The sequence below is a fragment of the Rheinheimera riviphila genome, assembly GCF_004005945.1.
GTDB classification, from domain to species: domain Bacteria; phylum Pseudomonadota; class Gammaproteobacteria; order Enterobacterales; family Alteromonadaceae; genus Pararheinheimera; species Pararheinheimera riviphila.
In genome coordinates this window covers 86,748-112,179 of record NZ_SACS01000013.1, presented here as the reverse complement: position 1 = coordinate 112,179, position 25,432 = coordinate 86,748, and the positions used below count along the sequence as shown (strand labels likewise).

At 51.3% G+C, this 25,432-nt stretch carries 25 protein-coding genes; 8 read left to right on the top strand and 17 right to left on the bottom strand.

Annotated elements, in window-relative coordinates:
• Nucleotides 1–64: 64 nt before the first annotated feature.
• Nucleotides 65–1,018 carry a tRNA-dihydrouridine synthase gene (locus tag EOE67_RS12900; protein ID WP_127699524.1) on the top strand — a complete coding sequence of 318 codons (954 nt, stop codon included), beginning with the start codon at nt 65–67 and terminating at the stop codon, nt 1,016–1,018.
• On the opposite strand, the gene EOE67_RS12895 is transcribed toward EOE67_RS12900, so the two are convergent.
• From EOE67_RS12895 to EOE67_RS12885, 3 genes are all read right to left on the bottom strand, one after another.
• A complete protein-coding gene (locus EOE67_RS12895; protein ID WP_127699522.1) occupies nt 1,015–2,235 on the bottom strand; it encodes a Bcr/CflA family efflux MFS transporter in 1,221 nt (406 codons plus the stop codon). The genes EOE67_RS12900 and EOE67_RS12895 overlap by 4 nt on opposite strands.
• A 128-nt stretch (nt 2,236–2,363) precedes the next feature.
• The gene (locus EOE67_RS12890; protein ID WP_127699520.1) at nt 2,364–2,912 is read right to left on the bottom strand and encodes a sugar O-acetyltransferase; all 549 of its coding nucleotides are present in this window, start codon (nt 2,910–2,912) and stop codon (nt 2,364–2,366) included.
• Between the two features lie 40 nt (nt 2,913–2,952).
• Nucleotides 2,953–4,425 (bottom strand): hypothetical protein, encoded by a 1,473-nt coding sequence (locus EOE67_RS12885; RefSeq protein ID WP_127699518.1) that lies wholly within the window; start codon nt 4,423–4,425, stop codon nt 2,953–2,955.
• A 242-nt stretch (nt 4,426–4,667) separates the two neighbouring features.
• Between EOE67_RS12885 and EOE67_RS12880 the strand changes: the two genes are divergently transcribed.
• Nucleotides 4,668–5,345 (top strand): DUF3334 family protein, encoded by a 678-nt coding sequence (locus tag EOE67_RS12880; RefSeq protein WP_127699516.1) that lies wholly within the window; start codon nt 4,668–4,670, stop codon nt 5,343–5,345.
• Between the two features lie 130 nt (nt 5,346–5,475).
• On the opposite strand, the gene EOE67_RS12875 is transcribed toward EOE67_RS12880, so the two are convergent.
• Genes EOE67_RS12875 through EOE67_RS12860 form a run of 4 tightly spaced genes read right to left on the bottom strand, consistent with a single transcriptional unit; the run spans nt 5,476 to nt 8,636 of the window.
• Complete coding sequence (locus EOE67_RS12875) at nt 5,476–6,741, bottom strand: ATP-binding protein (RefSeq protein WP_127699513.1); 1,266 nt, start codon at nt 6,739–6,741, stop codon at nt 5,476–5,478.
• A gap of 1 nt (nt 6,742) precedes the next feature.
• Nucleotides 6,743–7,435 (bottom strand): response regulator, encoded by a 693-nt coding sequence (locus EOE67_RS12870; RefSeq protein WP_127699511.1) that lies wholly within the window; start codon nt 7,433–7,435, stop codon nt 6,743–6,745.
• Complete coding sequence (locus EOE67_RS12865) at nt 7,435–7,809, bottom strand: DUF3019 domain-containing protein (protein ID WP_164852325.1); 375 nt, start codon at nt 7,807–7,809, stop codon at nt 7,435–7,437. The genes EOE67_RS12870 and EOE67_RS12865 overlap by 1 nt, the downstream gene beginning before the upstream one ends.
• Nucleotides 7,810–7,826: 17 nt before the next feature.
• Nucleotides 7,827–8,636, bottom strand: coding sequence for a MipA/OmpV family protein (locus tag EOE67_RS12860; protein ID WP_164852324.1), 810 nt, complete (start codon nt 8,634–8,636; stop codon nt 7,827–7,829).
• Nucleotides 8,637–8,960: 324 nt separating this feature from the next.
• Here EOE67_RS12860 and EOE67_RS12855 point away from each other — a divergent pair, with 324 nt between their 5' ends.
• From EOE67_RS12855 to rlmF, 3 genes are all read left to right on the top strand, one after another.
• Nucleotides 8,961–9,170 carry a hypothetical protein gene (locus EOE67_RS12855; RefSeq protein WP_127699505.1) on the top strand — a complete coding sequence of 70 codons (210 nt, stop codon included), beginning with the start codon at nt 8,961–8,963 and terminating at the stop codon, nt 9,168–9,170.
• 184 nt (nt 9,171–9,354) lie between these two features.
• Complete coding sequence (locus EOE67_RS12850; protein WP_127699503.1) at nt 9,355–10,398, top strand: LacI family DNA-binding transcriptional regulator; 1,044 nt, start codon at nt 9,355–9,357, stop codon at nt 10,396–10,398.
• Between the two features lie 15 nt (nt 10,399–10,413).
• The gene (gene rlmF, locus EOE67_RS12845) at nt 10,414–11,412 is read left to right on the top strand and encodes a 23S rRNA (adenine(1618)-N(6))-methyltransferase RlmF (RefSeq protein WP_127699501.1); all 999 of its coding nucleotides are present in this window, start codon (nt 10,414–10,416) and stop codon (nt 11,410–11,412) included.
• Nucleotides 11,413–11,618: 206 nt separating this feature from the next.
• Here rlmF and EOE67_RS12840 read toward each other — a convergent pair whose 3' ends face one another.
• Nucleotides 11,619–14,081, bottom strand: coding sequence for a glucan 1,4-alpha-glucosidase (locus EOE67_RS12840; RefSeq protein ID WP_127699498.1), 2,463 nt, complete (start codon nt 14,079–14,081; stop codon nt 11,619–11,621).
• Nucleotides 14,082–14,099: 18 nt separating this feature from the next.
• Nucleotides 14,100–15,605 (bottom strand): MFS transporter, encoded by a 1,506-nt coding sequence (locus EOE67_RS12835; protein WP_127699496.1) that lies wholly within the window; start codon nt 15,603–15,605, stop codon nt 14,100–14,102.
• Between the two features lie 561 nt (nt 15,606–16,166).
• Here EOE67_RS12835 and EOE67_RS12830 point away from each other — a divergent pair.
• Nucleotides 16,167–16,580, top strand: coding sequence for a hypothetical protein (locus EOE67_RS12830; RefSeq protein ID WP_127699494.1), 414 nt, complete (start codon nt 16,167–16,169; stop codon nt 16,578–16,580).
• Nucleotides 16,581–16,614: 34 nt separating this feature from the next.
• On the opposite strand, the gene EOE67_RS12825 is transcribed toward EOE67_RS12830, so the two are convergent.
• The 6 genes from EOE67_RS12825 to EOE67_RS12800 form a co-directional block, all read right to left on the bottom strand.
• Nucleotides 16,615–17,487 (bottom strand): HDOD domain-containing protein, encoded by an 873-nt coding sequence (locus tag EOE67_RS12825; RefSeq protein WP_127699491.1) that lies wholly within the window; start codon nt 17,485–17,487, stop codon nt 16,615–16,617.
• Between the two features lie 150 nt (nt 17,488–17,637).
• Nucleotides 17,638–18,630, bottom strand: coding sequence for a tetratricopeptide repeat protein (locus tag EOE67_RS12820; protein ID WP_127699489.1), 993 nt, complete (start codon nt 18,628–18,630; stop codon nt 17,638–17,640).
• Between the two features lie 86 nt (nt 18,631–18,716).
• Nucleotides 18,717–18,851 (bottom strand): DUF2256 domain-containing protein, encoded by a 135-nt coding sequence (locus EOE67_RS12815; RefSeq protein WP_127699487.1) that lies wholly within the window; start codon nt 18,849–18,851, stop codon nt 18,717–18,719.
• 122 nt (nt 18,852–18,973) lie between these two features.
• Nucleotides 18,974–19,438 (bottom strand): hypothetical protein, encoded by a 465-nt coding sequence (locus EOE67_RS12810; RefSeq protein WP_127699485.1) that lies wholly within the window; start codon nt 19,436–19,438, stop codon nt 18,974–18,976.
• 135 nt (nt 19,439–19,573) lie between these two features.
• Nucleotides 19,574–21,466 (bottom strand): M48 family metallopeptidase, encoded by a 1,893-nt coding sequence (locus EOE67_RS12805; RefSeq protein ID WP_127699483.1) that lies wholly within the window; start codon nt 21,464–21,466, stop codon nt 19,574–19,576.
• A 5-nt stretch (nt 21,467–21,471) separates the two neighbouring features.
• Nucleotides 21,472–22,062 carry a LemA family protein gene (locus EOE67_RS12800; RefSeq protein WP_127699481.1) on the bottom strand — a complete coding sequence of 197 codons (591 nt, stop codon included), beginning with the start codon at nt 22,060–22,062 and terminating at the stop codon, nt 21,472–21,474.
• 172 nt (nt 22,063–22,234) lie between these two features.
• Between EOE67_RS12800 and glpE the strand changes: the two genes are divergently transcribed.
• Entirely contained in the window at nt 22,235–22,558 is a 324-nt protein-coding gene (glpE, locus tag EOE67_RS12795; protein WP_127699479.1) for a thiosulfate sulfurtransferase GlpE, read from the top strand.
• 3 nt (nt 22,559–22,561) lie between these two features.
• Complete coding sequence (locus tag EOE67_RS12790; RefSeq protein ID WP_127699477.1) at nt 22,562–23,410, top strand: rhomboid family intramembrane serine protease; 849 nt, start codon at nt 22,562–22,564, stop codon at nt 23,408–23,410.
• A gap of 321 nt (nt 23,411–23,731) precedes the next feature.
• Here the strand turns inward: EOE67_RS12790 and EOE67_RS12785 are convergent, their stop codons facing one another.
• Both EOE67_RS12785 and EOE67_RS12780 read right to left on the bottom strand, forming a co-directional pair.
• The gene (locus tag EOE67_RS12785; RefSeq protein WP_127699475.1) at nt 23,732–24,148 is read right to left on the bottom strand and encodes a flagellar basal body-associated FliL family protein; all 417 of its coding nucleotides are present in this window, start codon (nt 24,146–24,148) and stop codon (nt 23,732–23,734) included.
• Between the two features lie 66 nt (nt 24,149–24,214).
• Nucleotides 24,215–25,375 carry an FAD-dependent oxidoreductase gene (locus EOE67_RS12780; protein WP_127699472.1) on the bottom strand — a complete coding sequence of 387 codons (1,161 nt, stop codon included), beginning with the start codon at nt 25,373–25,375 and terminating at the stop codon, nt 24,215–24,217.
• Nucleotides 25,376–25,432 lie beyond the last annotated feature (57 nt).

The following is a 25,432-nucleotide window of genomic DNA, read 5'->3' as shown; positions in this document are numbered from 1 at the left end:
GACTAATATGGCTTTTAAGCCGCAGAATTATTACACTGACGGCCGTTTTGACTGAGGCTGTGACATGCGAATTATTCTGGCGCCGATGGAAGGGGTGGTTGATCACCTGATGCGGGAAATGCTGACCGAAATCGGTGGCTTCGACCTGTGCATCACCGAGTTTGTGCGGGTGGTCGATCAGCTGTTACCGGCGCGGGTGTTTACCAGGCTCTGCCCGGAATTATTACAAGGTGGCAAAACCCGCGCTGGCACACCGGTCCGGGTACAGTTGCTGGGGCAGGAACCAAACTGGCTGGCCGAAAATGCTTTTCGTGCCGTGCAGTTAGGATCGCCAGGTGTCGATTTAAATTTTGGCTGTCCGGCCAAAACCGTCAATAAAAGCAAAGGTGGTGCTGTACTGCTACGCGAAACCGAGCAGCTATATCGCATTGTGCAAGCGGTCCGCCAGGCCGTACCGGCGCAGTTTCCGGTCACCGCCAAAATGCGCCTTGGTTATGAAGATACCAGTCTGACGCTCGATAATGCGATTGCGCTCGCCGCTGCGGGTGCCAGCGAACTTACAGTCCATGCCCGTACCAAAACCGATGGCTACCGTCCGCCGGCGTATTGGCCCTGGATTGCTAAAATTCGGGAAGTGGTGAGCATTCCGGTGATTGCCAATGGTGAAATCTGGCAGCCGTCCGACGCAGCGCTTTGCCGCGAGCAATCCGGCAGCAGCGATATTATGTTAGGTCGAGGTGCGCTGGCGCAGCCGAATCTGGCGGCTCGGATTGCCAGCGGCGGTGATGCTTTGCCTTGGCCTGCAGTGCTCGAGTTACTGATGCGTTATTCCGAATACGAAATCGCTGGCGACAAAGGTTTGTATTATTCCAACCGGATCAAACAATGGTTTAGCTATTTAAAACTGCAATATCCGCAGGCGGAACAGCTATTTGCCAAACTGCGGTTGTTAAGACGCAGTCCGGAAATTCTGGCGTTGCTTCAGTCGGAACTGCAAGCAGAGCGAGCGCACAGCTAGTCGTTTGAGGGGGCTGCGCTGCTTGATGCGATGTTGCCAGTGTTTAGTGCGGACACCGGCTGAATAAACCAACGCGCAATGGTAATCGCCACCACACCACCCAGCATTAACGCGGCAAAAGGCACGGTGCCGCCATTGGCGAACAGTGCCAATAATGGCCCCGCCAAAGCACCACAACCAAATCTTAAAGTGCCAATCACCGCCGTTGCCGTGCCGCTGTGTTTTGGAAAAGCAATCAGGATCAGCGCATCGGCATTGGTAGCAATCAGGCCCAAACTCGCCATCAATGGCGCTATCATCAGCACCGTCCACAATAACGGTAACTCCGCCACGCTCACCACCAATAAGCCGCAAGCAAACAACAGCGCGCTACACCAACCGGCTTTTAGCATTTTATGACTGCCAAAACGGGTCACCAGTCGGCTATTGGTAAAATTAGCCATAATCAACATCAGCACATTAATGCCAAATAGCAGGCTAAAGGTTTGTTCGTCGACCTTAAAAAATTCAATATAAACAAAGGGCACTGCAGTTAAGAAGCAGAAAAAACTAAAGGAAGCGAACATTGAGATAGCGATGAGTGGCCGCGCCTGGCGATGGGCAAACACCACTTGGTAAGAGCCAAAAAAGTCCAGTTTGCTGCGCTGCGCTTTGGTATTAATTTCCGGCAAATATTTAGCGGCAAAAGCGCCTATCACCAGGGCATAGCCAGCCAGCACTGCGAAAATCCATGGCCAGCTGGCGACATACAACACCAGACTGCCAATAGCGGGTGCCAGTAACGGCGCCAGCATCATCATCATTGACACATAGGACATCCCTTTAGCGGTATGTTCCTGATATAACGCACGAATAATGCCCGGGATCACCACAGTCGCGGCGCTGCCGGCAAAAGCCTGTAACGCGCGCCAGGTTAAAAACCATTCAATACTTTCGGTTTGGCTCAGCAAGACACTGGCGACAAAGAAGATGGCCAAACCCCATAACGCCAGGGGCCGGCGGCCAATCGCATCGGCCAGCGGCCCGAACAGCAACATGCCAATGCCATAAAAAGCCAGGAAAATACTCAGCGATTGTTGCACCATCAGGCCATCGGTCTGTAAAGAAGTTGCCAGCTGCGGCATGGCGGGCAGATACATGTCAATCGCTAGCGGAGTGGTGGCGATCACTGCGGCCAATAACATGATTAAGGCCAGTGACGGGGACGAACGATTCATGAGCGGGCAATCCTGTACAACAACAAGGCGGCTATTGTACCCAAACCATTATCACAAAAAAGTGCATAATTTCGCTGTAAAAACGCCGTAATCATTCGGTTTTGTGCACATATATTAAAAAGGGGTCGTTAGCGAGCGGGATTTCCTTTGACCAAGGTTGCTGCAGGTACATCTTTGGTGACAATACTGCCGGCAGCAATCACCGCGTCATCGCCGATGGTGACACCCGGCAGTACGATAGCGCCGCCGCCAATCCAGACTCTGTTGCCGATGGTGATGGGTTTTGCCTGTTCGATACCACTTTGCCGCAGTGCCGCATCCAGCGGATGCGTGACGGTATACAACTGCACCGCCGGCCCTAACATCACATCATCGCCAATCCGGATTGGTGCTGCGTCGAGCATCACACAATGATGATTGGCGTAGAACCGCGCGCCGAGCTCGATATTAAAACCATAGTCGCAGTAAAAGTCCGGTTCGAGATAACAACCCTGCACCTTGCCGAACAGCTGCTTGGCGATGTGCTGCGCGGCTTTAAAGGCTTCAGGCGTGCAGCTATTGAGCTCACGGCAGAGTTTTTTCGCCCGCGCTCTGCTTGCCGTAAGCTCCGGATCCCGTGGATTAAACCACTGCTGACTGAGCATTTTTTGTTTTTCAGATACAAAGGCTTCCGACATTTCGGCTCCGGGGAAAAAGGAAAGTTAATTGTTGAGCAGCTTAGTTGCTGAGTAATTCAGTGCGGTTCCACAAATTCTGATGCTTCGGATCGGCGAAAAACTCATCCGGATGCCAATAACGTGGCAGCATATGGCGCAGCTGGCCGGGTTCAAAACCGGACGATAATTTACTCAAAATGTCGCTTAGTCTGGCCTGTGGAATAATCGCCAGCTGCTGACGCGCCGGTTTAAAATAAAGATTGTGCGCCACGCTGACGGTACAATTTTGGCCGATATGCTTAAATTGCAGATTGCGGGTGACGATGCGGCACAGTGGCACTTCGGCTTGCAGCGGGTACAGCGAATTGACGATGGCAAACTCGTAACGTTCCACCGCCTGGCCAGGTTGTGGTTTGGGCAGAAATACAATGCCATAACCTTGCGGAAATATACCGGTAATGGTCAGCAAAGCGTCCGCCATTCTGGCGTCAAATCGGCCCTGACTAGCGCCGGTTTTGATAATCAACGCGACTTTGGGCAGCGCCTGATAGTCAAAACGATTGCGCCCCGGCAACACCGCTGATGCGTAGACTTGCGGAATTTTCACCAGATTGCCAATGCCAACGCCGGGTGTATTGGCGTTACGCAATAAAGTGGCGGCAAAGGCCAGTTTGTCCTGTTCGTTTTTCTCAAATTCGTCGCGCTCGGCCCGTGAATTGCCGCGATATCTCGGTGCGGCGATGCCATGCAGTAAAAAACGCAGGCTGGCTTGTAAACTCACTTCCAAAAATTGCTGCCGCTCTTCGACGTCAAGCTCGCGGCTGCGCGATAACTCGCCGTGTGGTCCACATAAAATGGACACTGCGTCCGGATGATAATGCCCGACGTCTTGCAGCAGCAGCGCCATCAGCATCGGAATTTGGACATCATCGCGAAACGGGCAGGGTTGATCCGGCTCACCGCCGTTCTGCCGAAGTTCGGCTTTTTGCAGAATAAAACTATTGGTCACCAGACCCCGTTCCAGCAGATGGTCGAGTAAGCGTAAACTTAAAGCGGCTTTATACAAAGGTTTGTATTTTTGCTGCACCGAGGTAATTTGCTCCCCCTCGCTTGGGGCTAACAGTTGCAGACAACCAAGCAGTTTTGACGAGCGTAAAATGGTCTCGCTGCGGCTATTACCTTCACTTAATTGCAGAAACTGCTGGCACAACATCACCAGCTGGCTTTGCCGATACAGCCGTTTTTGCTGGTACTGTTGCTCGGCATCAACAAATGCCTGGCGGTGTTGTTGCACCTGGGCAATCAGCCTGGCTTCGGTTTTGGCGGTGGCGCTTTTTAGTTGGTGCTGGCTGTGCTCCCAACTTTGCTCCAGTTGTTGTAGTTCGTGCCGTGCGCTGGCGTCCCGCTCAAAAAACTGACTGGCTTGGCCATACATCGAATGTTGGAATTTGCTGACGGACAATAGGCTGCTGATCAGTCGTTTTAACTGCCGGATATACGACTTATCTGCATTTGGTTCTGCGGCGAACTGCATCAGTGCATTTTCCCTGCAAATCATCTGGTTGGTTGCTTCCATCACCTTAACGCATGCCGATCTTTTCGAAAAGAGCTGTTTGCGCAATCAATTGCGGAACAAAGTTGCATGCAGCTGCCGGCTGGCTTAGTATTTGAAGCAACCCGACCCATAATCTCTAGCGGCATCAGTCGTGCACGTGATTGTCAATCCACTATATTGCCGGTCATTCTTGTTGTTACCCGGGCCAATCAGGAGCCTACATGAGAAAAAATAAAGTTATTACCACGGAAGAAATTCTGCTGACACTGTGTTCGTCCGTGACTCAGGTTTTATCAGCGGCCGGCAACGCGCAGGTCGCGTATTCGCCAATGGTACAAAAAATTCAGAAAACTTGTCTGCGCCCGGATTTGGGTTGTTTTGTATTGTTCGACGGTGGTTTTTCCGGGTTGGTGATTATTAACTTCACCTCGGAAGCGGCGCTGGAAATTTACCGTAAATATATGATGAGTATGGGAATGCCAGAATCAGAACTGGCGCAATTCCATACCTCGGATGAAGTGGGTAATGTGATGGGCGAACTGATGAACCAGATCGTCGGTGATTTCACCAACCGCGTCCGGGTTGATTTACAAACGTCAATCAACCAAAGCCAGCCAAAAATGATGGCGATCAACAAGCAAGTGCAGATTTTAATTAATACCCAGCTCGATCAGCCACAAGCGCGTCGGGTGACCTTCAGCACGCCACTGCACAATATTTTTTATATGGAGCTGGCGATGGATAAAACCGAATTTATCCAGCTGCATGATTTTGAAAAAGCGGCTCACGAAAATGTCGATGACATTCTGGCCAATGCCCATCAGAATCAACAGGTTGATACTGCTGCCGAAGCCGTGGATATGGTCGATGACGATTTCCTGGCGAATTTAGGCCTCTAATTCCCTTCATCCTTGAAGTTGCAGGGGTGTTGGCCGCCTTCATTCACCCCAGTCGCATAGGACTACTATGCTCCTGGGGATTCGTTCAGTTGCCGCCTACCTGCATCTTCAATGATTTTGGGTATACACCTTAATTAGCTGTTTGCATCAGGTTCAGACTGCGGGGTTTCTTCGGTAACTGCAGTTTGAACTCGGCGCCACCCAACACTGAATCGCCGATACTCAGCTGCCCCTGATGCCAGCTGACGATGCGACTGACAATCGCCAGCCCCAAGCCAAAACCACCATGACCTTTACTGCGGCTTTGATCTAAGCGGACAAACGGCTGCAAAATACTGTCGCGCTGCGCTTTGGGAATACCAATGCCATCGTCTTCTACCACAAACTGCACCCGGTCGTGGTCTTGTTGTACGCTGAGCAACACTTGTTGCCGGCCGTATCTTTTGGCATTCACCAGCAGATTTTGTAACGCCCGCTCCAGATAATGACCATCACACAGCAGCTGAATATGTGGCGGCCGCTGTAGCAGAATGGGAGCGCCTGGCAATGGCGCCAGCTTTTCCACCAGATTATCCAGTAATTCGCCGACATCAACCTGATGCAATTGCAGCGTGACGACCTGTGCTTCCAGCCTGGCGTAGTCGAGCATTTCGTCGACCAGTTGATCAAGCTCCCGCACATCCTGCAGCATCGCTTGTTTATCCGCTTCGGCAATAGGCTGCATTTCCAGCGCAAAATTAAGCCGGGCCAGCGGGGTGCGAAGTTCATGGGACACGGCGTGGGTCATTTCGCGTTGCAGGCTCACCAGCCGCTGAATTTGTTCGGCCATTTGCTGCACACTTTGGGCAATCGGCGCCAATAACGAATGTGCGGGCAGTTGCTGTTCCGGTACTTGCATCCCTTGGCCAAAACGCCGGAGCTGCGCCTGCAGCTGCTGAATATCGCGCGCCAGCGGCCATAACCACAATGCCACGGCAACAGCAAGCAAGGCAAAAAACAACAAAGTGAACAAATAACCCGAATGGTTATTGGCTTCAATCTGCACCGGCCCAAATTGTAATAACTGATCAGGCTGCAGTTGCAGTTGGTAGAAGTACACCATGTTATCGCTAAAAAGCGGTACCAGCTGACCCCGATCCAAAGCGGCCTGCTCTGACTCGGACCAGCCTATCGCATCGGGTGACAGGCTTTGCAGCGGCAGATTGAGCTGGCCAGCGACTTGTTGTGGCAGGGTTTCCGGCTGACTTAGCTGATAAGCCAGGCTTTGCCCCAATAAACTGACCCAGCCGGGCAGTTCAGTGGTCTGGCTTTGCTGCCACAGCCGGTCGACGCTCCAGCCAATACCAACCAGCACCAGCAGCATAAACAGGTAAAAATGCAGGAACAAACGACGCATATCAGTTCCAGGCGTCGGCGACGAACAAGTAGCCTTTACCCCAAACAGTTTTGATCCGAAATGGGGTGTCGGCGTTATCACCCAGTTTGCGCCGTAAATGCGACACCCGCACATCAACAGTGCGATCTAAACCATCGTATTCACGGCCAATAATTTGTTTGTGAATGGCTTCACGGCGCACCGTCTGGCCGGCATGTTTGGCCAGCATCCACAACAAATCAAATTCGTAGCTGGTCAGCTCAACTAAAGCGCCGTCAAAATACGCTTCGCGGGCGGCCTGACTGAGCTGTAACTTACCAAATTCCAGGCTGTTAGCGTCGGCCGTGCTCGCTGGTTGGCTGCGTCGTAATAACGCATGGATCCTGGCCAGCAACACGCGGGGTTCCACCGGTTTGATTACATAATCGTCGGCGCCCAGTTCAAGACCAAGCACTTGATCGATATCACTTTGTTTGGCCGTCAGCATTAAAATTGGTGATTTGTACCAAGGTCGAATGGCGCGGCACACCGCAAAACCATCGAGGCCGGGTAACATCAGATCCAACACCACTAAATCCGGCTGGAACTCCCGACAAGTGGCTTCCACCGCCAGACCGTTATTGACCAGTCGCACTTCAAAACCATGTTGTTGTAAAAACGTCTGTACCAGACTGGCCAGCCGTTCATCATCTTCGACCAATAAAATTTTGCTCATTAAAATACACTCCACGGCGCGACTAACCGTCGGCGGCGTTCCGGCTGACGGCTTAAGACGGTTAACTGTTGTTGCAGCAAAACCTGTTGCTGTTGATTTCGAAGCTCAAGCCTGGCAGGCCCGGTTAATTGTAGTTGCTGTTGCCACTGGCCGTGATTGACGGCGCGCCAGCAATCCAGTTGTTGTTCATCCAGATAAACGCAGACCGATTGTGGCAAGGCACTTTGCCATTGCAGGGACAGGGCCAGTTGGCAGGGCCGTTGTTGTTGATCAACCAGGCAAACGGTTGGCGCGACCTGCCAGCAGACAGTTTTGTCGCAAGGGGTCGCTGCGTTCACGGCGCCTGCCAGCAAACTCAGTATTGAAATCACCACCAATGTACATCCATGCATTAGAAAAATCGGTAACTCACTCCTACAAACCAGGAGCGAACTGAGTTTTCCGTCACCAACGGGCTGACGGTCATCGCATCGTCGAGCCAGCGATAGCGGTAAAAAGCCAACATCGACCAATCTCGCGTCAGCGGATAATTCCAGCTTAGTTTAAGCTCGGGCTGCCAGCTGTGGTTCAGCCGGTCCAGCTCTGCTTCAAAGCTTTGATCTAAGGCGTAATAAGTATCGATCAATTGGCTGCTTTTCCAGGTGAGGGCAGAGCTGAGCTGCCAATGTCCATATTGGTTTTGCCAGCCGTGACTGGCGGCGATACTGGCATGTTGTCCATGATACTGGCCTGACACATCATGCAACCAGTTCAGTTTCCATTGGATCAGCGGCGTGAACCAGTCCAATTGCCAGCCAGCGTCTACAGCTGTTGGTCGTTTGGCTAGATCGGCCACCGAAAGTTCGATGTTTTGCTGATACTTTTGCGCGGGTCCGATAAAGGCCGTGCTACCAGACACCTGACCGGTGAAAACATTACTCAGATGATGACGGCGGAAATAACCTTTTTCTTCATTCAGGCGGGAGATCAGGCTCAGTTGTAAATCGTCGGCTAGGACCCAGCTGTAGCCCAGGGTGCCGTTATCGAAAAACCAGTGTTTACCGTAATAGTTTAAATCCGGCATCAGATTAAGCGGGAAATTGCGGCCACCGAGCAATGGATTTGAGCGGTGACCGGCACCGATGGCCAGCGAAAACTGCCACCGACCGGTTTCGGCGCAATCTGTGGATGGAGGGGTGTTAGCTGTGCATTGATCAGCCATAGCCCACATTGGCAACAGGGTCAGGAATATGAATATCAGGCGCATCACTACAACTCTTCGCAACTTACACCTTGCCACTTTAGCATTCCCTGCAGTTGAGCTTAAGGCTAAATAACAATGTTTCACAAAATGCAGCCTGATTGGTCACAGAGCTGGTCACGAAGTTTTTTTACACTGCGTTCAGCCGTAATTAAGGTCGAAAATGATATTGCTTTGTATTCGCACCCGCTGTCGTTGCAGAAAAGGGGCAAAAATTGGTGCAGCATTTGACGGCCTTGAATGATTCAAACGCTCGATTTTTGGAGCAAATAGCAGGAGCGCACAATGCCACAATTTCAACCACGCCCGCTGGTGGTGATCCGCAATCAGCTACTGGCTTTTATGGTACTGCATTTGCTTGGTTCTTGCGTACCGATGAGCACGACTCAGCATGCTTTAACTGCCGTTAACCCAAGCACGAGTATCACCATACCCGCCACGCGAGCTCCGATCAGCCAGATCAAACCTATCAACCTGAATTCGCCTGCCCGCTAATTTAGCGGCAGCTGCGCTTTCACCTTGCCTTTTTGGGCTGGAATATGGCACCTTAGCACTCTAAAAGTGCTGGCAACTTTGCCAGCGCAGCTCGCGGTTCGGCTACGTCTGAGGTAAGTGTGGTATCAGCTATAAACTACGTCTGGATCCAACTCTGTAACCTGTGCTTGTCGCAGGGGGTTCGATGAAAGGTAAAGCTACTTCATTTGACATTGCTTACCAGGCCGGTGTGTCGCAATCCACCGTCTCACGCGCCTTGCGTGATAGCCCAGCGGTGAATCAGGAAACCAAAGATCGCATTTTTGCGATAGCCAAACAGCTGAATTACAAAGTTGATAAAAACGCCAGCAATCTGCGTAAACAACGCAGTGGGACTTTGGCGTTGTTGTTGTTTGAAGATCCGACCGTTGATGAATCACAAATCAATCCATTTTTTCTGGCGATGCTTGGCAGTATCACCCGCGCTTGTACCAAAAGAGGCCACGATTTACTGATTTCGTTTCAGCAGCTGAGCAACGACTGGCATGCCGATTACGAAGACAGTAAAAAAGCCGATGGGATTATTTTGTTGGGTTACGGCGATTACGTTGATTACGAAGAAAAACTCAATCAGCTGCTGGCGCAGGAAACCCATTTTGTCTGCTGGGGCGCGCGGGTCGAAGGTCATCCGGAATTCACCATTCGCAGCAACAACCAACAAGGTGGCCGTTTGGCCGGTGAGCATTTGCTGAGCCTTGGCCGCAGCCGTTTTGCGTTTATTGGCAACGCATCTGAACATAGCCCAGAATTTTTTGAACGTTATCAGGGGTTTGTGCAAGCGTTGTCGACCCAAGGCATCAAGCCAGCGCAAGTGCCACAACTTGAGGCCATTTCGACTGAACAAGCCGGTTTTGATGCAACTTTGCAGCTGCTGGCCAGCGGTTACAAACCCGATGCGATTTTTGCCGCCAGTGATTTAATCGCCATTGGTGTGATGCGCGCACTGCAACAACAAGGTTTTCATGTGCCGTCGGATGTGGCTGTCGTTGGTTTTGATGATATTCCGGTCGCTTCATTTTCGTCGCCGGCGCTTACCACCATTCAGCAAAATACCACCCTTGCCGGTGAAATGCTGGTGGTGAATTTATTACGGCTGATTCATCGGGAAGGCATTGCTCAAACTGAAATTGAACCGAAAATCATCGTGCGCCGTTCCTGTGGTGCCGTGTTGCCAACCGCTTCGTTCTAACCAGGCCGATCATTGATGAAGACACCCAAAGGACGCAGCCAGCACGCTGCGTCGAGCGCGAAAGCGACGGCTGATCAAGCCAGTTCCAGCAACAACAGTTTGCATCCGGCCAATCCGCATCTGGCTGGTTATGACATGGCGGCGCTTGTTTTAAGTTATCCGGCATTGGCTGCGCTGTTAGTGACTACGCCACGCGGCGACCAAAGCATCGATTTTGCTGATCCTATCGCAGTGAAAACACTGAATCAGGCGCTATTGGCGCATCATTATCAGTTGCCGTTGTGGGATCTGCCGGAAGGTTATTTATGCCCACCGGTACCAGGGCGTCTGGATTATCTGTTGTATCTGGCTGATTTGCTCAAAAACAGTCACCAAGGCAAAGCGCCGAAAAAAAGCCAGCTGAAGTTGCTGGATGTCGGTTGTGGCGCCAATTTAATTTATTCGCTTTTGGCGGCGCGTCATTTTGGTTGGCAGGTGCTGGCTTCGGATATTGACCAGGGCGCGCTGCAGCATGGTGCAAAATTGCTGGCGCAGCATCAGCTTGGCGGTCGGATTGAATTGCGCCAGCAGGCCAGCAGTTTGGATATTTTTGACCATTTGCTCAACGCCGGTGAGTACATCGATGTCACTTTATGCAATCCACCATTTCACAGTTCGGCCGCAGAAGCTGCTGCCGGCAGTTTGCGTAAACGGGAAAATCTTGGCCTTGCCAGCGATGCGGCGGAGCTGAATTTTTCCGGATTGTCGCATGAGCTTTGGTGTGATGGCGGCGAGCTGAAGTTTATCCAGCGCATGATGCAGCAAAGTGTGGCAGTCGGCCATCAGGTGTATTGGTTTAGTAGTCTGGTGTCGAAAAAAGAGCATCTGGCACCCTTGCAGGCGATGCTTAAAAAACTTAGTGTGACCGGGCAGCAAGTGGTCGAGATGGCGCAAGGTAATAAACAAAGCCGCTTTATCGCCTGGACATTCTTAACGCCAGCGCAGCAAACGTTGTGGCGACAGCATCGCTGGTGATAGTGTGCGCGCGCGAGCAGTAAAAAGGGCGGACTCACCGAAGGTAGTCCGCCGTAAAGTCGCAAGGTTTCAAATCACCATACGGCGTACTACCGCTTACGCGGTGAGTACGCCCTACCGAGAGTCTGATTTTAATTTATAAAAAACTCCCGATGGTTGCATCGCTTCAACACACCGGGAGCGGGAGAGCTGGTTTTTACCTTGGACTAGTGCTGTACTGACTTGCTGCTATAACGTAATTCCACCGGGCTATAGCGATCCCAGACTTTCTGATCGGACACTGAGCGCAGCAACTTGATATATTCCGCATGGCTCCAGGCCAATGGCGTAGCGCCGTTGGTGCCTTCGCCCTGGGTGTATTGATAGACGTCGTTTTTACCCACGTTGTCCCACACTTGCTCCGGCAACATCAAACCGGCGTTGGCGAATTGCTCCATCGCCTGCACATAATTGCGTTGCAGTGGCTGAATGTCTTCTGCACTGAGGTTAGTTTTACTCACTAACAGCCGCGCCAATTCGTAGTGACCCCGTTCGCCGGAGAAAATTGGCCAAACCCGGCCGCGTTGTGTTGGTAAATTACTGTCATTTGGTCCTATGGCATAACCCTGACCGGTGGCGATATCCTCACCATAACCGTCTAAGCCATACCGACGCCAGCCTGGTAACGTACCGGCAATACCGTCAAAGCTAAATTCATATTTCACCCGCTGCGCATCGGGCAGCGTTTGGTCGTCGAGCTCACCTAAACTTGCCAGCACTGCCGGGTGATTGGCCGGACGCACGCCATAACGCACTAATTCCAGGAAACCGCCGTCGACGACGTCACTTTCGTTAATGTCGCCCTGACCATTACGGTTTTCCAGCAGGCTTTTATCGTTAGCGTCCTGATTGCTGTTAATGCGCAGATAATACTGACCATCACTCGGCGTTTTGTTCAGATTGCCGCTGGTGGTAAAGGTCAGGCTTTCCAGCGCTTGTTGATAAGCATCCGCTTTGGCCAGATACAACGTGGCACCTTCGGTATCACCGGCCAGTGTTGCAATATCGGCTGCGCTGACCAGGCCACTGATAATGGCGGCGATGGTCGAAGGTGAATAACCAGCCTGTTCTTCCCAGCGCTCTTGCTGGGTATTCGGTGGGGTTAACTCGATGTCGTTCCAGTCCAGTTTGGCTTTGCCACCTTTGGCCAGATAGTCGGCGGCAGGTTTGAGCATCCGGCTGTACCAGTTTTTGATTTCAGCATCAGTTAAAATACCGTCTTGCCATAACCGCCAGCCGAGCATAATGGGCATCGCGGTTTGATCCAGCTGAATGCCGACCCATTCCAAAGTGCCATCGACATGGGTTTTTTGCAGGAACCAGCCCGGTTCGCCCTGATAACCCGGCGTTTTGGCATTGACCTGCACCTGGTGCAAATATTCAAAGGCAACTTTGGGGCTCTGTTTGTCGCCAAGCGCCAGCAGTGCCATTGCCACCTGATAAAAATCGCGTGGCCAGACTGCTTTGTAACCAGTCTGACTTTGTTCGGCCGATTTGACATCGCCCCAAGGGTTGGACAACGATGCGATTAACGCGCCGGCATGGGTTTTATCTTCCTGAGCTTTTAACACCAAGGCGCTTGTGAATAACAATTTGCCTTGGTCCATTGCTGTGCTGCTCAGTTTTTCCAGTTGCGGCAGGCTTTGCAGATAATCCTGCCAGCCGATGGCCTCACCTTCACCGTTAAACTGCGCTAACACTTTATCCAGACCTTTAGCGAGTGTGTCTTGGGCGGCGGCGGTGCTTTGTTCAGCGGTGCTGCCAAAACCAAGCACCAGATTAAATTCGCCGCTGGCGCCTTTGGCGACGCCTGGCAATTGTGCCAGTGCGCCGACATTACCTGTAGTAGTGCCGGTCGATTGATAACCGGCCAATGGCTGGCGGTTTTTCAGTTCGGTTAAACCGTCGGATACACCAACAAAACCAACCTGAGTGCTGACAAAGGCCGGGCTCGCCAGCAATGACAAACTACTGGAAGCTGCCGTGGCGGCTTCAGTCGCGCTAATAATGCCGTCTTTCACGCTGGCGCTATCATTGCTGCCGGTATTCGCCAATGCCGGATCCAGATAAACATACAGCTCTAAGCCATCAACCAAAGGCCGGAACCAGCTTTTTACCACTAAAGTTTGGCTATCCGGATCGGTAAAGATGTGTTTTTCAATTTCATACTGACCATTTTTGGCTTTGTTCAGTACTTTATAGGCCAGCGACAACGGCCGGCCCGCTGCGTCTTTGTATAGATAATCGATGCTGGAAATCGTGGCGGTTTTTTCTTCATCAACAAAGTCGGCGCCTTTGACTACAAACTGCAATTCACGTAATTGCGCTTGATGAATCAGGCCATGCATCGTTTCAGTGACGACGCCGTTGGCCAATGAAAACCAAACTTTTGATACCGCACCGGTGGGCGCTTTGTCCTGATATTGACCGTCGAGGTATTGCTCGAATGAAGTGCCAATCCCGGTTTTACCGGCATAGGACCAGGTTGAAGTCAGACCTGGCGCGCCCGGTGCTGCGGCCTGATTTTTTGCAGCACTGCTGTCGGTGGCAGGCTGGCAAGCGGCCAGTAACATCGCAGAGGCCAGCGCGCTGACCTGAAACGAAGATTTTAAACGTACAAAAGATATCATCAGTAATTCCTGTGTAACTCAGTGGCTGACGCTGCGGTTTTTAATCGTCAGCACATAAACGGCCGCGATCACCCAGCTGACAGCGCCAGTGGCCAGCGCGTAAATCGCTTCGCCGTTAAAAAACAGCTTCAGCATGGTGCCGAGGATCGAAGCGGCCAATAGCTGTGGCAACACGATAAAGAAATTGAACATGCCCATATAGACGCCCATTTTTTGGCTGGGTAATGAATCGGCCAATAAAGCATAAGGCAGCGACAAAATAGAGGCCCAAGCGATACCCACACCAATCATCGGGATCCACAACAAGGCCGGATCTTTGATCCATAAAAACGCCATCAGACCTAAAGCGCCGCAAATTAAGTTCAGGCTGTGACTGATTTGCAATGAAGTTTTCCGCACTACCCACGGAATGAGAATGGCGGCGATTGCAGCAAAACCGTTGTATATCGCAAACAATAAACCGACCCAATCGGCACCATCGTTATAGGCGCTTGAAGTTGGATCTGAGCTGCCGTAGTGCACCGAAGTGACGGCAGCCGTGGTGTAAATCCACATCGAAAATAGCGCAAACCAGGAGAAAAATTGCACCACGGCGAGGTGACGCATGGTAGTGGGCATGGTGAATAAATCATCGACGATTTGTACCAGCATGCCTTGCTGGCCTTCATCTTTTTTGCCGCCGTTTTTAAGCAAGCTAACCAGCCATTGCAATAAACCGAAAGCTAATAAGCAGCCACCCAGCACGTATAACTGTTGATCCAGCGAGTTGGCATACACCAACACAACACCCGCCACACCCAGCGCAGTAAAAATTGCCCCCGGCAGCCAATAACGACGGTCGTTGTGGGTTTGCGGTGCAGAGGTGTCAATTTCATCGCCAAAGGCTTCAAGTTGCTCCGGGCTATATTCAGTCGATTTCATCACCGTCCACAGCACCGCGATAAACAGCACCACACCACCGGCATAAAACGAATATTTAACGGAGTCCGGGATTTCCCCTGCTGGTGCGGTATTAGCGACATCAAACCAGTTCGAAAGAATGTATGGAAGGGCAGATGCGACCACAGCGCCAACGCCGATAAAAAAGCTTTGCATCGAAAAACCGAGCGGACGCTGCTGTTTATTCAGGTTGTCGCCAACAAAAGCCCGGAACGGCTCCATGGTGATGTTAATCGAGGCGTCCAAGATCCACAGCATACCGGCCGCCATCCACAGCGTTGGTGAATTGGGCATAAAAAACAGCGCGACTGTGGTGAGCACGGCACCATAAAAGAAATAAGGACGCCGCCGTCCCAGCTTATTCCAGGTGCGGTCGCTGAAATAACCGATAATCGGCTGCACTAACAGGCCAGTAAGCGGTCCGGCAATCCACAGAATTGGAATTTCGTCGATACTGGCGCCAAGGGTCTGGAAAATCCGGCTGACGTTGCCATTTTGCAAAGCAAAACCAAACTGAATGCCTAAAAAACCAAAACACATGTTCCAAATTTGCCAAAAGCTAAGATTGGGCTTGGCTTGCTGCATTATTCTTCCCCGTCCTGAATAAAGTCTGCTGCGGTGGGCAGACATTTTTTTGTTCTTTTATACCCGTCATCCTTGAAGATTCGGGGTTGTTGTCTTCGTTCGTTCGCTGAAGCGTCAGTCCGACCCAGTCACATAGAACAGCTATGCTCCTGGGGTCTCACGATCTCGTCGCCTACCCGAATCTTCAATGATTTTGGGTATAGTCAGCAGAACCTAGCATAGCAGATACGAATAATCGCTTTGCGTCCGGTTTTGTTGGAGCACCGATTGAAATTGCTGCTGTAAATCTGTTGGGTGGACAGCATGGATTGGCCGGAGCTACCGCTGCGTTCTGGCCTTAACATTCACGAAATGCCGCAGCTTTTGTTGTTGTGCCTGCTTTGATAACTTGAATTGACGGCAACAACAAGATGAATACGTATTCAAATTCATCAGCTTGCCCCGAACCGGTGCGTGCGACAGGATGATTGCACTAAAAAGAGGCCCGTTATGCAGTGGCGTGACGACGTTCGTTTGCGGCATACTCAGGTTCTTACTGCGCTGATTACAAGGAATTTCATCATGAAAGGAATCACATCCGGGATTTTGGCTGGCGGCTTGATGTTCGTGAGCATAACGAGCTTTGGTTTGCAGGCGCACCCATTAGAAGGCAGCTGGCAGTTGTTGTCCGGCGAAGTAAACGAGCAAGGCCAGCAAATCGATTACGCCAAAGCACAGATGCAAGGCGTGAAAATTATCAGTGGTAACCAGTTTAGTTTTATCAGCCACAAAGACGGTAAGTTTTACGCTGCCGCCGCTGGCAGCATCAAACTTGAAGGCCAGAACTACAGCGAAACGCCACAATATGCTTCTTATGCTCCGATGATCGGCGAAACCTACCGTTTTGTGTTCCGGCTTGAAGGTAACTTATGGCACAACGAACGTTTTGCTGATGGCAAGCTGGTGGAACGCGAAACGTGGCGGCGCTTGCCGTGATGGCGAGTGTTTGTTGTCGCAACCACGGGCAATATCACCGATGAAAATGGTTTTCCACGCCATTTTGCAGCAGATAATCGCCTAAATCCGGTAGCTGCATTTCATCCAGTTCCAGAATGTCCAGCAGTGCTTCACCATGTTGTTGCCATTCCAGCTCGAGCTTTACATCAAATAACGCTGCTTCTTCGCCGGTCAGATGCTCAGCTAGTTTTAAAATGGCAAACAGGCGTTTTTCGTATAAATCGGTTGATAACAGCACTTGTTCGGGGTTGTGATGGTAGGCAATCACCTGACCGATTTCTGGCGCTAAGCCCCAGGATTGTGCGATCAGGTAACCCAAAGTGTCATGACTGGTGTGGAAATACCGTTGTTCGATGCTGACAAAAGGCAGTTGTTGGCTTAAACCCACTTTCAGTACTTTGGCGTAATCGGGGAACTGGGCGTGGATCAAACTCATACCGGCGTTGTGAAACAAGCCGAGTGTGTAGCAGTCATCGGCACAATCGCTGCCAAGCCGCAGCTGCTGCGCTATCAGCATCGCGGCGCTGCCAACATTCATCGCGCTGTTCCACAGTTTCAGGGTGAAAGGGTCGCTGCTGCCACCGCTTAAAGTAAACCTTAGTACCACGCTGCTGACCAGCTTAATCACCCGGTTTAAACCTAAAAATTTGCAGGCATGTTCAATCGAACTGATTTTACGACGTAAGCCAAAATAGGCTGAATTCACCACTTTCAGGGTAAAACCGGCGATCCCTACATCCATATTGATCAAAGCGGCGATGGTGTTGATATCCGGATCTTCCAGTTCAATTTCCTGTTTGATCCGAATAAGCACTTCTGGTTGCGGCGGAATGGTAAAACCGGCCAGTGCGTTTTCGACCATCGACATATCTATAGGTTTGACCATACGGCTTACTCCGGCCTGTGCAGGGAAAAATTGTAGTATATCGCTGGTGGTGGTTTTGACTAGTGTTGGATATGCGGTTTTGCGGAAAACAATCAGGCAATTCGCAACCGAACTGCCTGAGTGGGGGCTGATAACGGTCTAACGTTATCGTTAGCTTTTGCCAGACTTTAACTGCTTTTGGAAGGATTTCAGTTCTTTTTGCAGTCGTTCCTGCGTTTGCTCTTTTGCCAGCAACGGCTCGATAGTGGCGGTGGCGGCGGCTTTGTCATTCAGGCGTAACTGAATTTGGGCTAAACGCAGCATGGCCCAAGGGTACATCGGGTTATCGCTATCCTTAAAAAACGCCAGATATTGTTGCAAAGCCTGGGTGCCGGTTGCCGCGTCCTGGCCTTCAACCGCGGCTAACCGGCCGAGTTGATACATGCTGCCATACTTTTCCAGTTCAGTCGGGTATAGCGTTAAAGCTTTTTGATACAAGGCAAAAGCTTCGGCAGCTTTTTTCTCGCTGGCAAGCAAAGCTGCCTTGGCTTCCAGTAGTTCGGTATTGTCTGGCTGCGCCGCTAATTGGGTGTCGATCAGCGCCAGCGCTTCGGTGTTTTTTTCATTTTTGCGTAGAATATCGGCGTGCGCCAGGGTGCCGTGAATGGTATTTTTGGTCAGTAATGCATCAGCTAAACGTTTTGCTTCGTCTTCATCACCACCCGCAATGCCGGGGGCGCTGTAATAAAAGCCAATCAGCGTTCGCTGATATTCCAGATTGTCGGGTTCAAGTTTGACCGCTTGTTGCAGGTAGGCCAGACCTTTTTTGGCGCGACCTGGTGCGGAAAACATGCTGCCCGACTGCGCCAGATTAAACTGATTGGCGCTTGCCAGAAAAATCAATTCGGCATGGTTTGGGAAATCTTTCAGTAAGGTGGGCATTAATTCTTCCAAAGCTTCGTCGTCTTTCAGCGACAACATGGCTTTGACCTGCATCACCCGCAATTCGGCCTTTGTTGGTGTTTCCGGAAGCTGTTCAACGGCCTGGTGGAGTTTTCGGAATTGTTGACGATCAAGATGGTGCTGCAGCTGGGTTAAATCATAGGCCTGGCTAAACAACGAGCAAGTCAGTAGAGAAAGACCAAACAGAATTTTCGTTTTCATTAAATTTGCTTCCGGTTGTGTTTTTTAACATTAGAAGCTTTTTTGTGCAGCGGCGCAACTCAAAAATAGCGGCTTTGAACGAAGCGCTAGCGTTGTTGCCGACACCGTTCGGAGCAGTACCGAACCTGCGGCCAATTCAGCTTCCATTTTTTACGCCAGTTAAAAGGACGGCCACAATGGGCACAGATTTTCGCCGGCAACAGCAGTTTGTGGTGGGTCATCTGAATGAATTCTGAACTGACAATACCGCGGTATACGTGAAAACCAAGGCGTTGGATGCCTGATGGAGCAGTTCAGTTGGCAACCAAAGCAAATGGTTGCGGCGAGTGGGCTAAGTGCTGAACTAAGAATCGAGGTAAGGACGGCCAACCATCATTTGTTGCGCCAGCTGCAACTCTGCATCGCTGTCGGACAGTTTTAGCTCGCCAAATTGCACATCAAACTGAATTAAATCGTCGTGCGGCATATTCATCGCGACCAGCTGATCCGGAACCTGGCCCACCTGACGGTACGCATTGATGGCAACCTGCGCTGCTTGTTCCATCAGCATAAAGAAATAACCCAGTGGAAAGGTTTGAAAAACTTCGTGATCAAGCTGCGCCCAACCCAATAAATCGCCGCTGATGGTGCCATCGGCATGGTCGGTAAATAACAATGAAACGGCAGGGAAGGGTGGGTTTTCCCCGGATTGATAGCCTGCGACATCCTGTTCATTAAACAGCAGCACATAACCAAACGCCGGACAGCCTTCTGCATCCAAATCGTCAAAGGCAGCGTCGTACACTAAAAACAGGCGTTGGTCTGACATTGGGCTTGGTCCACATCCTAAAGGGCGCATATTCTACCTAAGCCAGCCGGATAGCTAAAGCACAAATTGGCAATTGCTGCCGAATAATCAACCATGCCGGTGTTAGCGGCCGGGCTTTGCGGCTCCGGCAGCGATTTATCTGAGCAAGTCTGGTTTTGGCACTTCCAGTAATAAAGCCAGCGCATCAGCTAATAACCCCTCGTCCTGACTGAGGTTTTCGTCGGCCATAATGGCGGCCTGCACCATCTGCCACAACTGCTTTTTCAGCATTGGCGCGGTTTGAATTAACTGCGGCAACAAAGTTTTTAAATGCACTAAATCGGCAGCAGGCTCTACCGTAGTTGCCGGTAACCCGAGTGCCGTCAGACCCGCTTGCCAGGCTTGTTGCTGCGTTGCAGGCTCGGCCACAAGCCTGGTACAGACACTCAGCAATGCCAAAGCGGCAGCTTCCACCTGGGATAAACGACTGGCGCGGTCGCCGCGATAAATCTGATCCGGGTCAAACTGGCTGCCGACACAATGCTCCAGCCAGCACATCAGACTCCACTCCAGTAAATCTTGTTGCCCGTCGCAGCTCACCAGTGCTTCCACCAGTTGTTGCAAGTACAAAAATTGCTGAGAGGTTTGTTGTTTGAGCGCCGGGATCACCAACTGCAGCAACTGCAGTTTTTGTCGTGGGGTTAACTGCGACACCTGATCATAGAGCCGGTCGACATCGGCCAGCAGCGCGGCACTGCCCAGCTCTTTGACAAAATGCAGTTGACGCGCCAGATGCTCAGGCTGGATCAGACAGGCACACACCAGCGCTGGCGCCGAAGGTGCGTGGCGGCTGCTGTGAAGCAACAAAGCCGGGATCGCCGCCAGCATGTGTTGTACCGCTTGGCTGCCAGTGGCTGGCTTGGCGGCAGCAGAGTGACCGGAGTCGTTGTTTTGGTTGGCGCTGTCAGTGAAGTTAGACGTTGGTGGCTCGGCTGCCTGTGGAAATTTTCCAAGCCACGACGGATCAATCCGTTTAATCCGCTCGGCCAAAGGTGGATGGGTGGCAAACAGGCTGGTCCAGCGCGAAATTGCTTCACCAAAAAACAGATGGCTCATTTCATCGGCGTTCGGGTGTTTGACTCTGCTACCACGACTGCCAACTGCGCCGATGGCTTTGAGCGCGCCAGCGATGCCCTGTGGATTGCGGGTAAATTGCACCGCGCTGGCATCGGCCAGAAACTCACGTTGCCGGCTGACGGCGGCTTTGATTAAATTTCCGAAAAAGGAACCAAGATAACCCAGCACCATTAAACCCAGCGCCAACGCAAAAATGCCGCCGCCATTGCTGTTTTTCGAACGGGAACTGCCAATACTGACCGCCGCAGCCGTGCGGCCACCGCTTCGCAGCAAATAATACCCAGCATGCCCAATAAACAAAATGCCTTGCAGCAGCGCAATCAAGCGGATGTTCATCCGCATATCGCCGTTCAGAATATGGCTGAATTCATGGGCTATGACGCCTTGCAGCTGGTCGCGATTTAGTTGCTGCAAACAACCTTCGGTAATACCAATCACTGCGTCGGCGGGGGCGTAACCGGCAGCAAAGGCATTAATCCCCGCTTCGGGCATTAAATACACCGGCGGTACCGGCACGCCCGCGGCGATGGCCATTTCCTCGACTACGTTTAATAACATCCGTTGTTTTGGATCCGCGATCTGATGATCAAGCCGGATGCCGCCAAGCGCTTTGGCGACCACCTGACCACCCTGACGCAGTTCGGCGCGTTTGATTGCGACCACAATGCCAATCAGCAGCACAATGCCAAGACTGGTCCAGGCCATGATAGGCCAGGGCAACGCCGACCACCAGTTCGGTGCTGAAGGTGAAAACAGCAACTGGCTTTGCTCGGGGTTAAGAAAACCTAAGGTGATTAATAACAGTATGTTGGTAAGGATCAGCAGACAAAAAACCGCCAGTCCAAACAACAGGACCAGCAGCTTGGTGTTGCGGCGCGCTTCGTCTTGCGCTTTAAAAAAATCTACCGCCACGGTGGTTAAAAGCTCACTTTAGGCGCAGCCTGAATTGCAGCGCTGTCAGCGAATTCGAGCAGTTTGGCATCCTGGGTATGGCCAAAAAATCCGGCAAAAAATACCGGCGGGAAACTTTGGCGATAGCTGTTGTACTCGGTAACCGCGTCATTAAACGCCTGGCGGGCAAAAGAAACTTTGTTTTCGGTGCTGGTCAGCTCTTCGGATAACTGCAGCATATTTTCGTTGGCTTTTAAATCCGGATAAGCTTCCATCACCATGCTGAAGCGGCTCATTGCACCTTGCAACGCTGATTCTGCGCCAGCTAACTGGCCAATGGCCCCGGCATCGCCCGGGTTGCTGGATGCGACTTTTAATTCTGCCACTGCCGCATTACGCGCCTGGATCACTGCTTCTAAAGTGTCGCGCTCATGCGCCATATACCCCTTGGCGGTTTCAACCAGATTGGGGATCAGGTCGTAGCGGCGTTTCAGCTGCACTTCAATCTGGGCAAAAGCGTTTTGGAAGCGGTTTTTGAGCTTTACTAACTGGTTGAAAATACTAATAACGTATAACAGCAACAAGCCAATGACGATCAAAGTAATCAGGCTGCTCATGGTGTCTCCTACAAGTTGATGCAAAAACAAGCGATAAATAATTTAGCATTGTTAACATTAAATTAATAGCAAGTAAAGCTCTGGGCGTTGGCTGGTTTTAAAAATCCGACAGCTGCAATTTTGCTGATGCTGCGGTACCATGCGGCGGACAGCATTAAGGATTTATCATCGTATGAAAGAGTTTAAACATATATCAGTCACCGATACTTTTACCAGACTGCAGCAAGGCGAAATTGTGATTGTTGATATTCGGGATGAACAAAGTTTCAGCGCCGCCCATATCGACGGTGCTTTTCATCTGACCAACGGCACTTTGCTGCAATTTACCCAGCAACACGATTTTGAACAGCCGGTGGTGGTGGTGTGTTACCACGGCAATTCGAGCCAGGGTGCAGCGCAATATCTGGTGCAACAGGGTTTTGAAGAGGTGTACAGCATGGACGGTGGTTTTGAAGGCTGGCGGCACAATTTCCCACATGTCAGCAGTGCGGAATAACGGATGATGCTGAAGTTGGCTGAACTGAATTCTGCCAGTGCCGCCCAGACGTTTGCCGCTTATTGCCTGAGTTGTCAGTGGCCGGTGAGTGTGGTGGTGCTGTCGGCTGACCGGGCTGAGCTGTACGCTGAAGAAGCGGTAGCTGCCCTGGTGCAGCTGGAGTTGTCGGCCTTTATCGAACAGCCGGACGATCCGAAATACAGTGGTGCTGCCTGGGCGCATAATCAACCTGCTGCGCAAAGTGGTGGCTTGGGTTTGGCGCCGGTGTGGCAACGGATGCGCAGTATGGCTGGAGTCTGGACGCAAACGGTGGCGCTGCTGTGTGTGCTGGTATTTATTGCACAGCAAATCTGGCCAGCTGATGTTTACAATCAACTGAAGTTTTTTAGTCCCTGGCAATTTCAAGACGACTGGCTGAGCTTTCGCTGGTTAACTCCGGCGCTGCTGCATTTTGGTGTCGCCCATCTGATGTTTAATTTACTGGCCTGGTGGTTGTTTGCCGGCCGCATTGAAGTTCATTTGGGAACACGGGTGTTGTTGCTGCTGTCGTTGGCGGCTGCGGTTATTAGCAATACCGCACAATTTTTGCTGCACAATGATCAGTTTGGCGGATTGTCCGGGGTCGCTTATGCGGTGATGGGTTTTGCCTGGTGTTACGGCTGGCGTTTTCAAAGCCCGCAGTTGCGGTTAAATCATGCCGATATCGGCGTGGCGTTATTGTTTCTGGTGTTAGGTTTTGCCGATTTGTTGTGGGTGAACACCGCGAATTGGGCGCATTTAGCCGGTTTGTTGACGGGCATCTGCCTGGCGTTGTTGCAGCGGCGTCCGGCGGCAACAGCGTTGTCGGTTTAATTGTTGTGGCGGTGAGTGCCATTTTGTACGGTAAAAAGGGCGGACTCAGCGAAGCTAGTCCGCCGTTGAGCTTTGAAATTGCACGTCATTATTCGGCGTACTACCGCTGACGCGGTGAGTGCCATGCGGCGTACTACCGCTTGCGCGGTGAGTACGCCCTACGCAAGTGTCTGATTGTACGGTAAAAAGTAGGGCTGTCTCAGCGAAGCTAGTCCGCCGTTGAGCTTTGAAATTTCGCGGTGAGTGCCATGCGGCGTACTACCGCTGACGCGGTGAGTACGCTCTACGCAAAGATCTGATTTTTAATGCGGAACTGGGTGGTTATTGATACAAATATTTGGTAAACAACACATCCTGCACTGCGGCGGCACCAATTTCTTTGGTCAGTAATTCGTTCAGACTCTTCAGAATTTTCAGGCGGATTTCTTCGCGGCCGGTCAACGATTTGATGGCGTCTTCCTGCTCTTTACCAAACACCCCAACAATCGCGTTCAGGATCATTGGTTCATGATGTTCAATCATCGGCAGAAACTTTTCGTCTTTGATCATCAATTCCATGGTCACCCGGACATACCCGAGGCTTTTTTGGCCGCTGGTAACGTAATTGGTCACAATATCCGGGTCAAAACCGTAATAAACAATTTTAGGTTTGTTGGACGCTGGGGCGGCTGCAGGTGGATCCTGAGCCAGTGCAGCTCCACTTAGTAATAACAGTAATACCGCATATAAGTTTTTCATCTAAACCACACTGATTTTAAGTCGATTGATTCTGTTAACAAGTGTACCTGAGTCACCAAGCGCTGGCTATCCTACAGCAGGTAGTAAATTAGCCATTTGTTTGATTAAACGCATGCGTTGCCCGACCATTTTTCCTGTTAACGCAAATGCCTGCAATTGTTGCTGTGCGTCAAACCATAGCGCTTGTAAGTCATCCCCTTCACCGCTGATCTGCCAGTCACTGTGATCTGGCTGCCGGTTTTGACAACTCACCACCGGCAACGCCGGACTTTTCACCAACACCGGCATCGCGGGCAACTGCAACAGCGTTGGCTGACCCACCAAAGTTGCCGCCAGTGCCTTGGCCGACAAATTAATCGGCGTGATATACATCAATACATGGTGGCAAATTTCGGCGCAGTCGCCAATCGCGTAAATATTCGCGACAGAGCTTTGTAAATATTGGTCAACCTGAATGCCTTTACCACAATCAAGGCCAACTTTTTTTGCCAGGTGAATGTTTGGTCGTAAACCAATGGCTGACAAAATCAGTTGTGTACTGAATGTACGACCGTCACTGAGTGTGAGTTCACAAGCGTCACCATTGGGTTCTGCTGCAGCAATCGGGCTGCCCCAATAAAACGTCACCCCCAATTGCATCAACGCCTGCGCCAGCTTATCGCCAAGGGCTGCGGGCATCAGTTGTGCCAGTGGTTGTTGTTCCAGCGCAATCACCGACACCTGATATCCCGCGCTCACCAAATCGTTTGCATATTCAATGCCGACCAGTCCGGCGCCTAAAATACAAATTTGTTGTTTGCCGGCACAGCGTGCCAAGAATTGCTGATAATCGGCTAAATCATTGATTGGTTGGCTGATTTCTAAAGCGGCAGCGGGCAGCGGCGGTGTTAAAGCGCTGGCGCCGGTGGCCAGCACCAGCTGCTGATAACCTATGTCGCCGTGGCTACTGTGTAGCAATTGGCGGACTGGATCAATTTCCTGTACTTCGCAGCCAGGTTGGATCTGGATTTGATATTCGACGGCCATCTCAGCGGCAGTTTTTTGCACCAAAGTCTCGGCCGTTTTGCCTTTACTAAAACCGTTGGAGAGCAGCGGTTTGGAGTAATAGTCGCCGCTATCGGCACAGAGCAGTAATATGCTGAGCTCGTGATTGAGTTTACGAATCTCCTTCACCAGCTGATAACCAGCATGGCCTGCACCAATAATCACAATATCTGCCTGTTGCATGTGGTACTCCGTGCTGATTGCGCCTGTGCTCTGTGCTGAGGTTAATGAAGCTAAGGC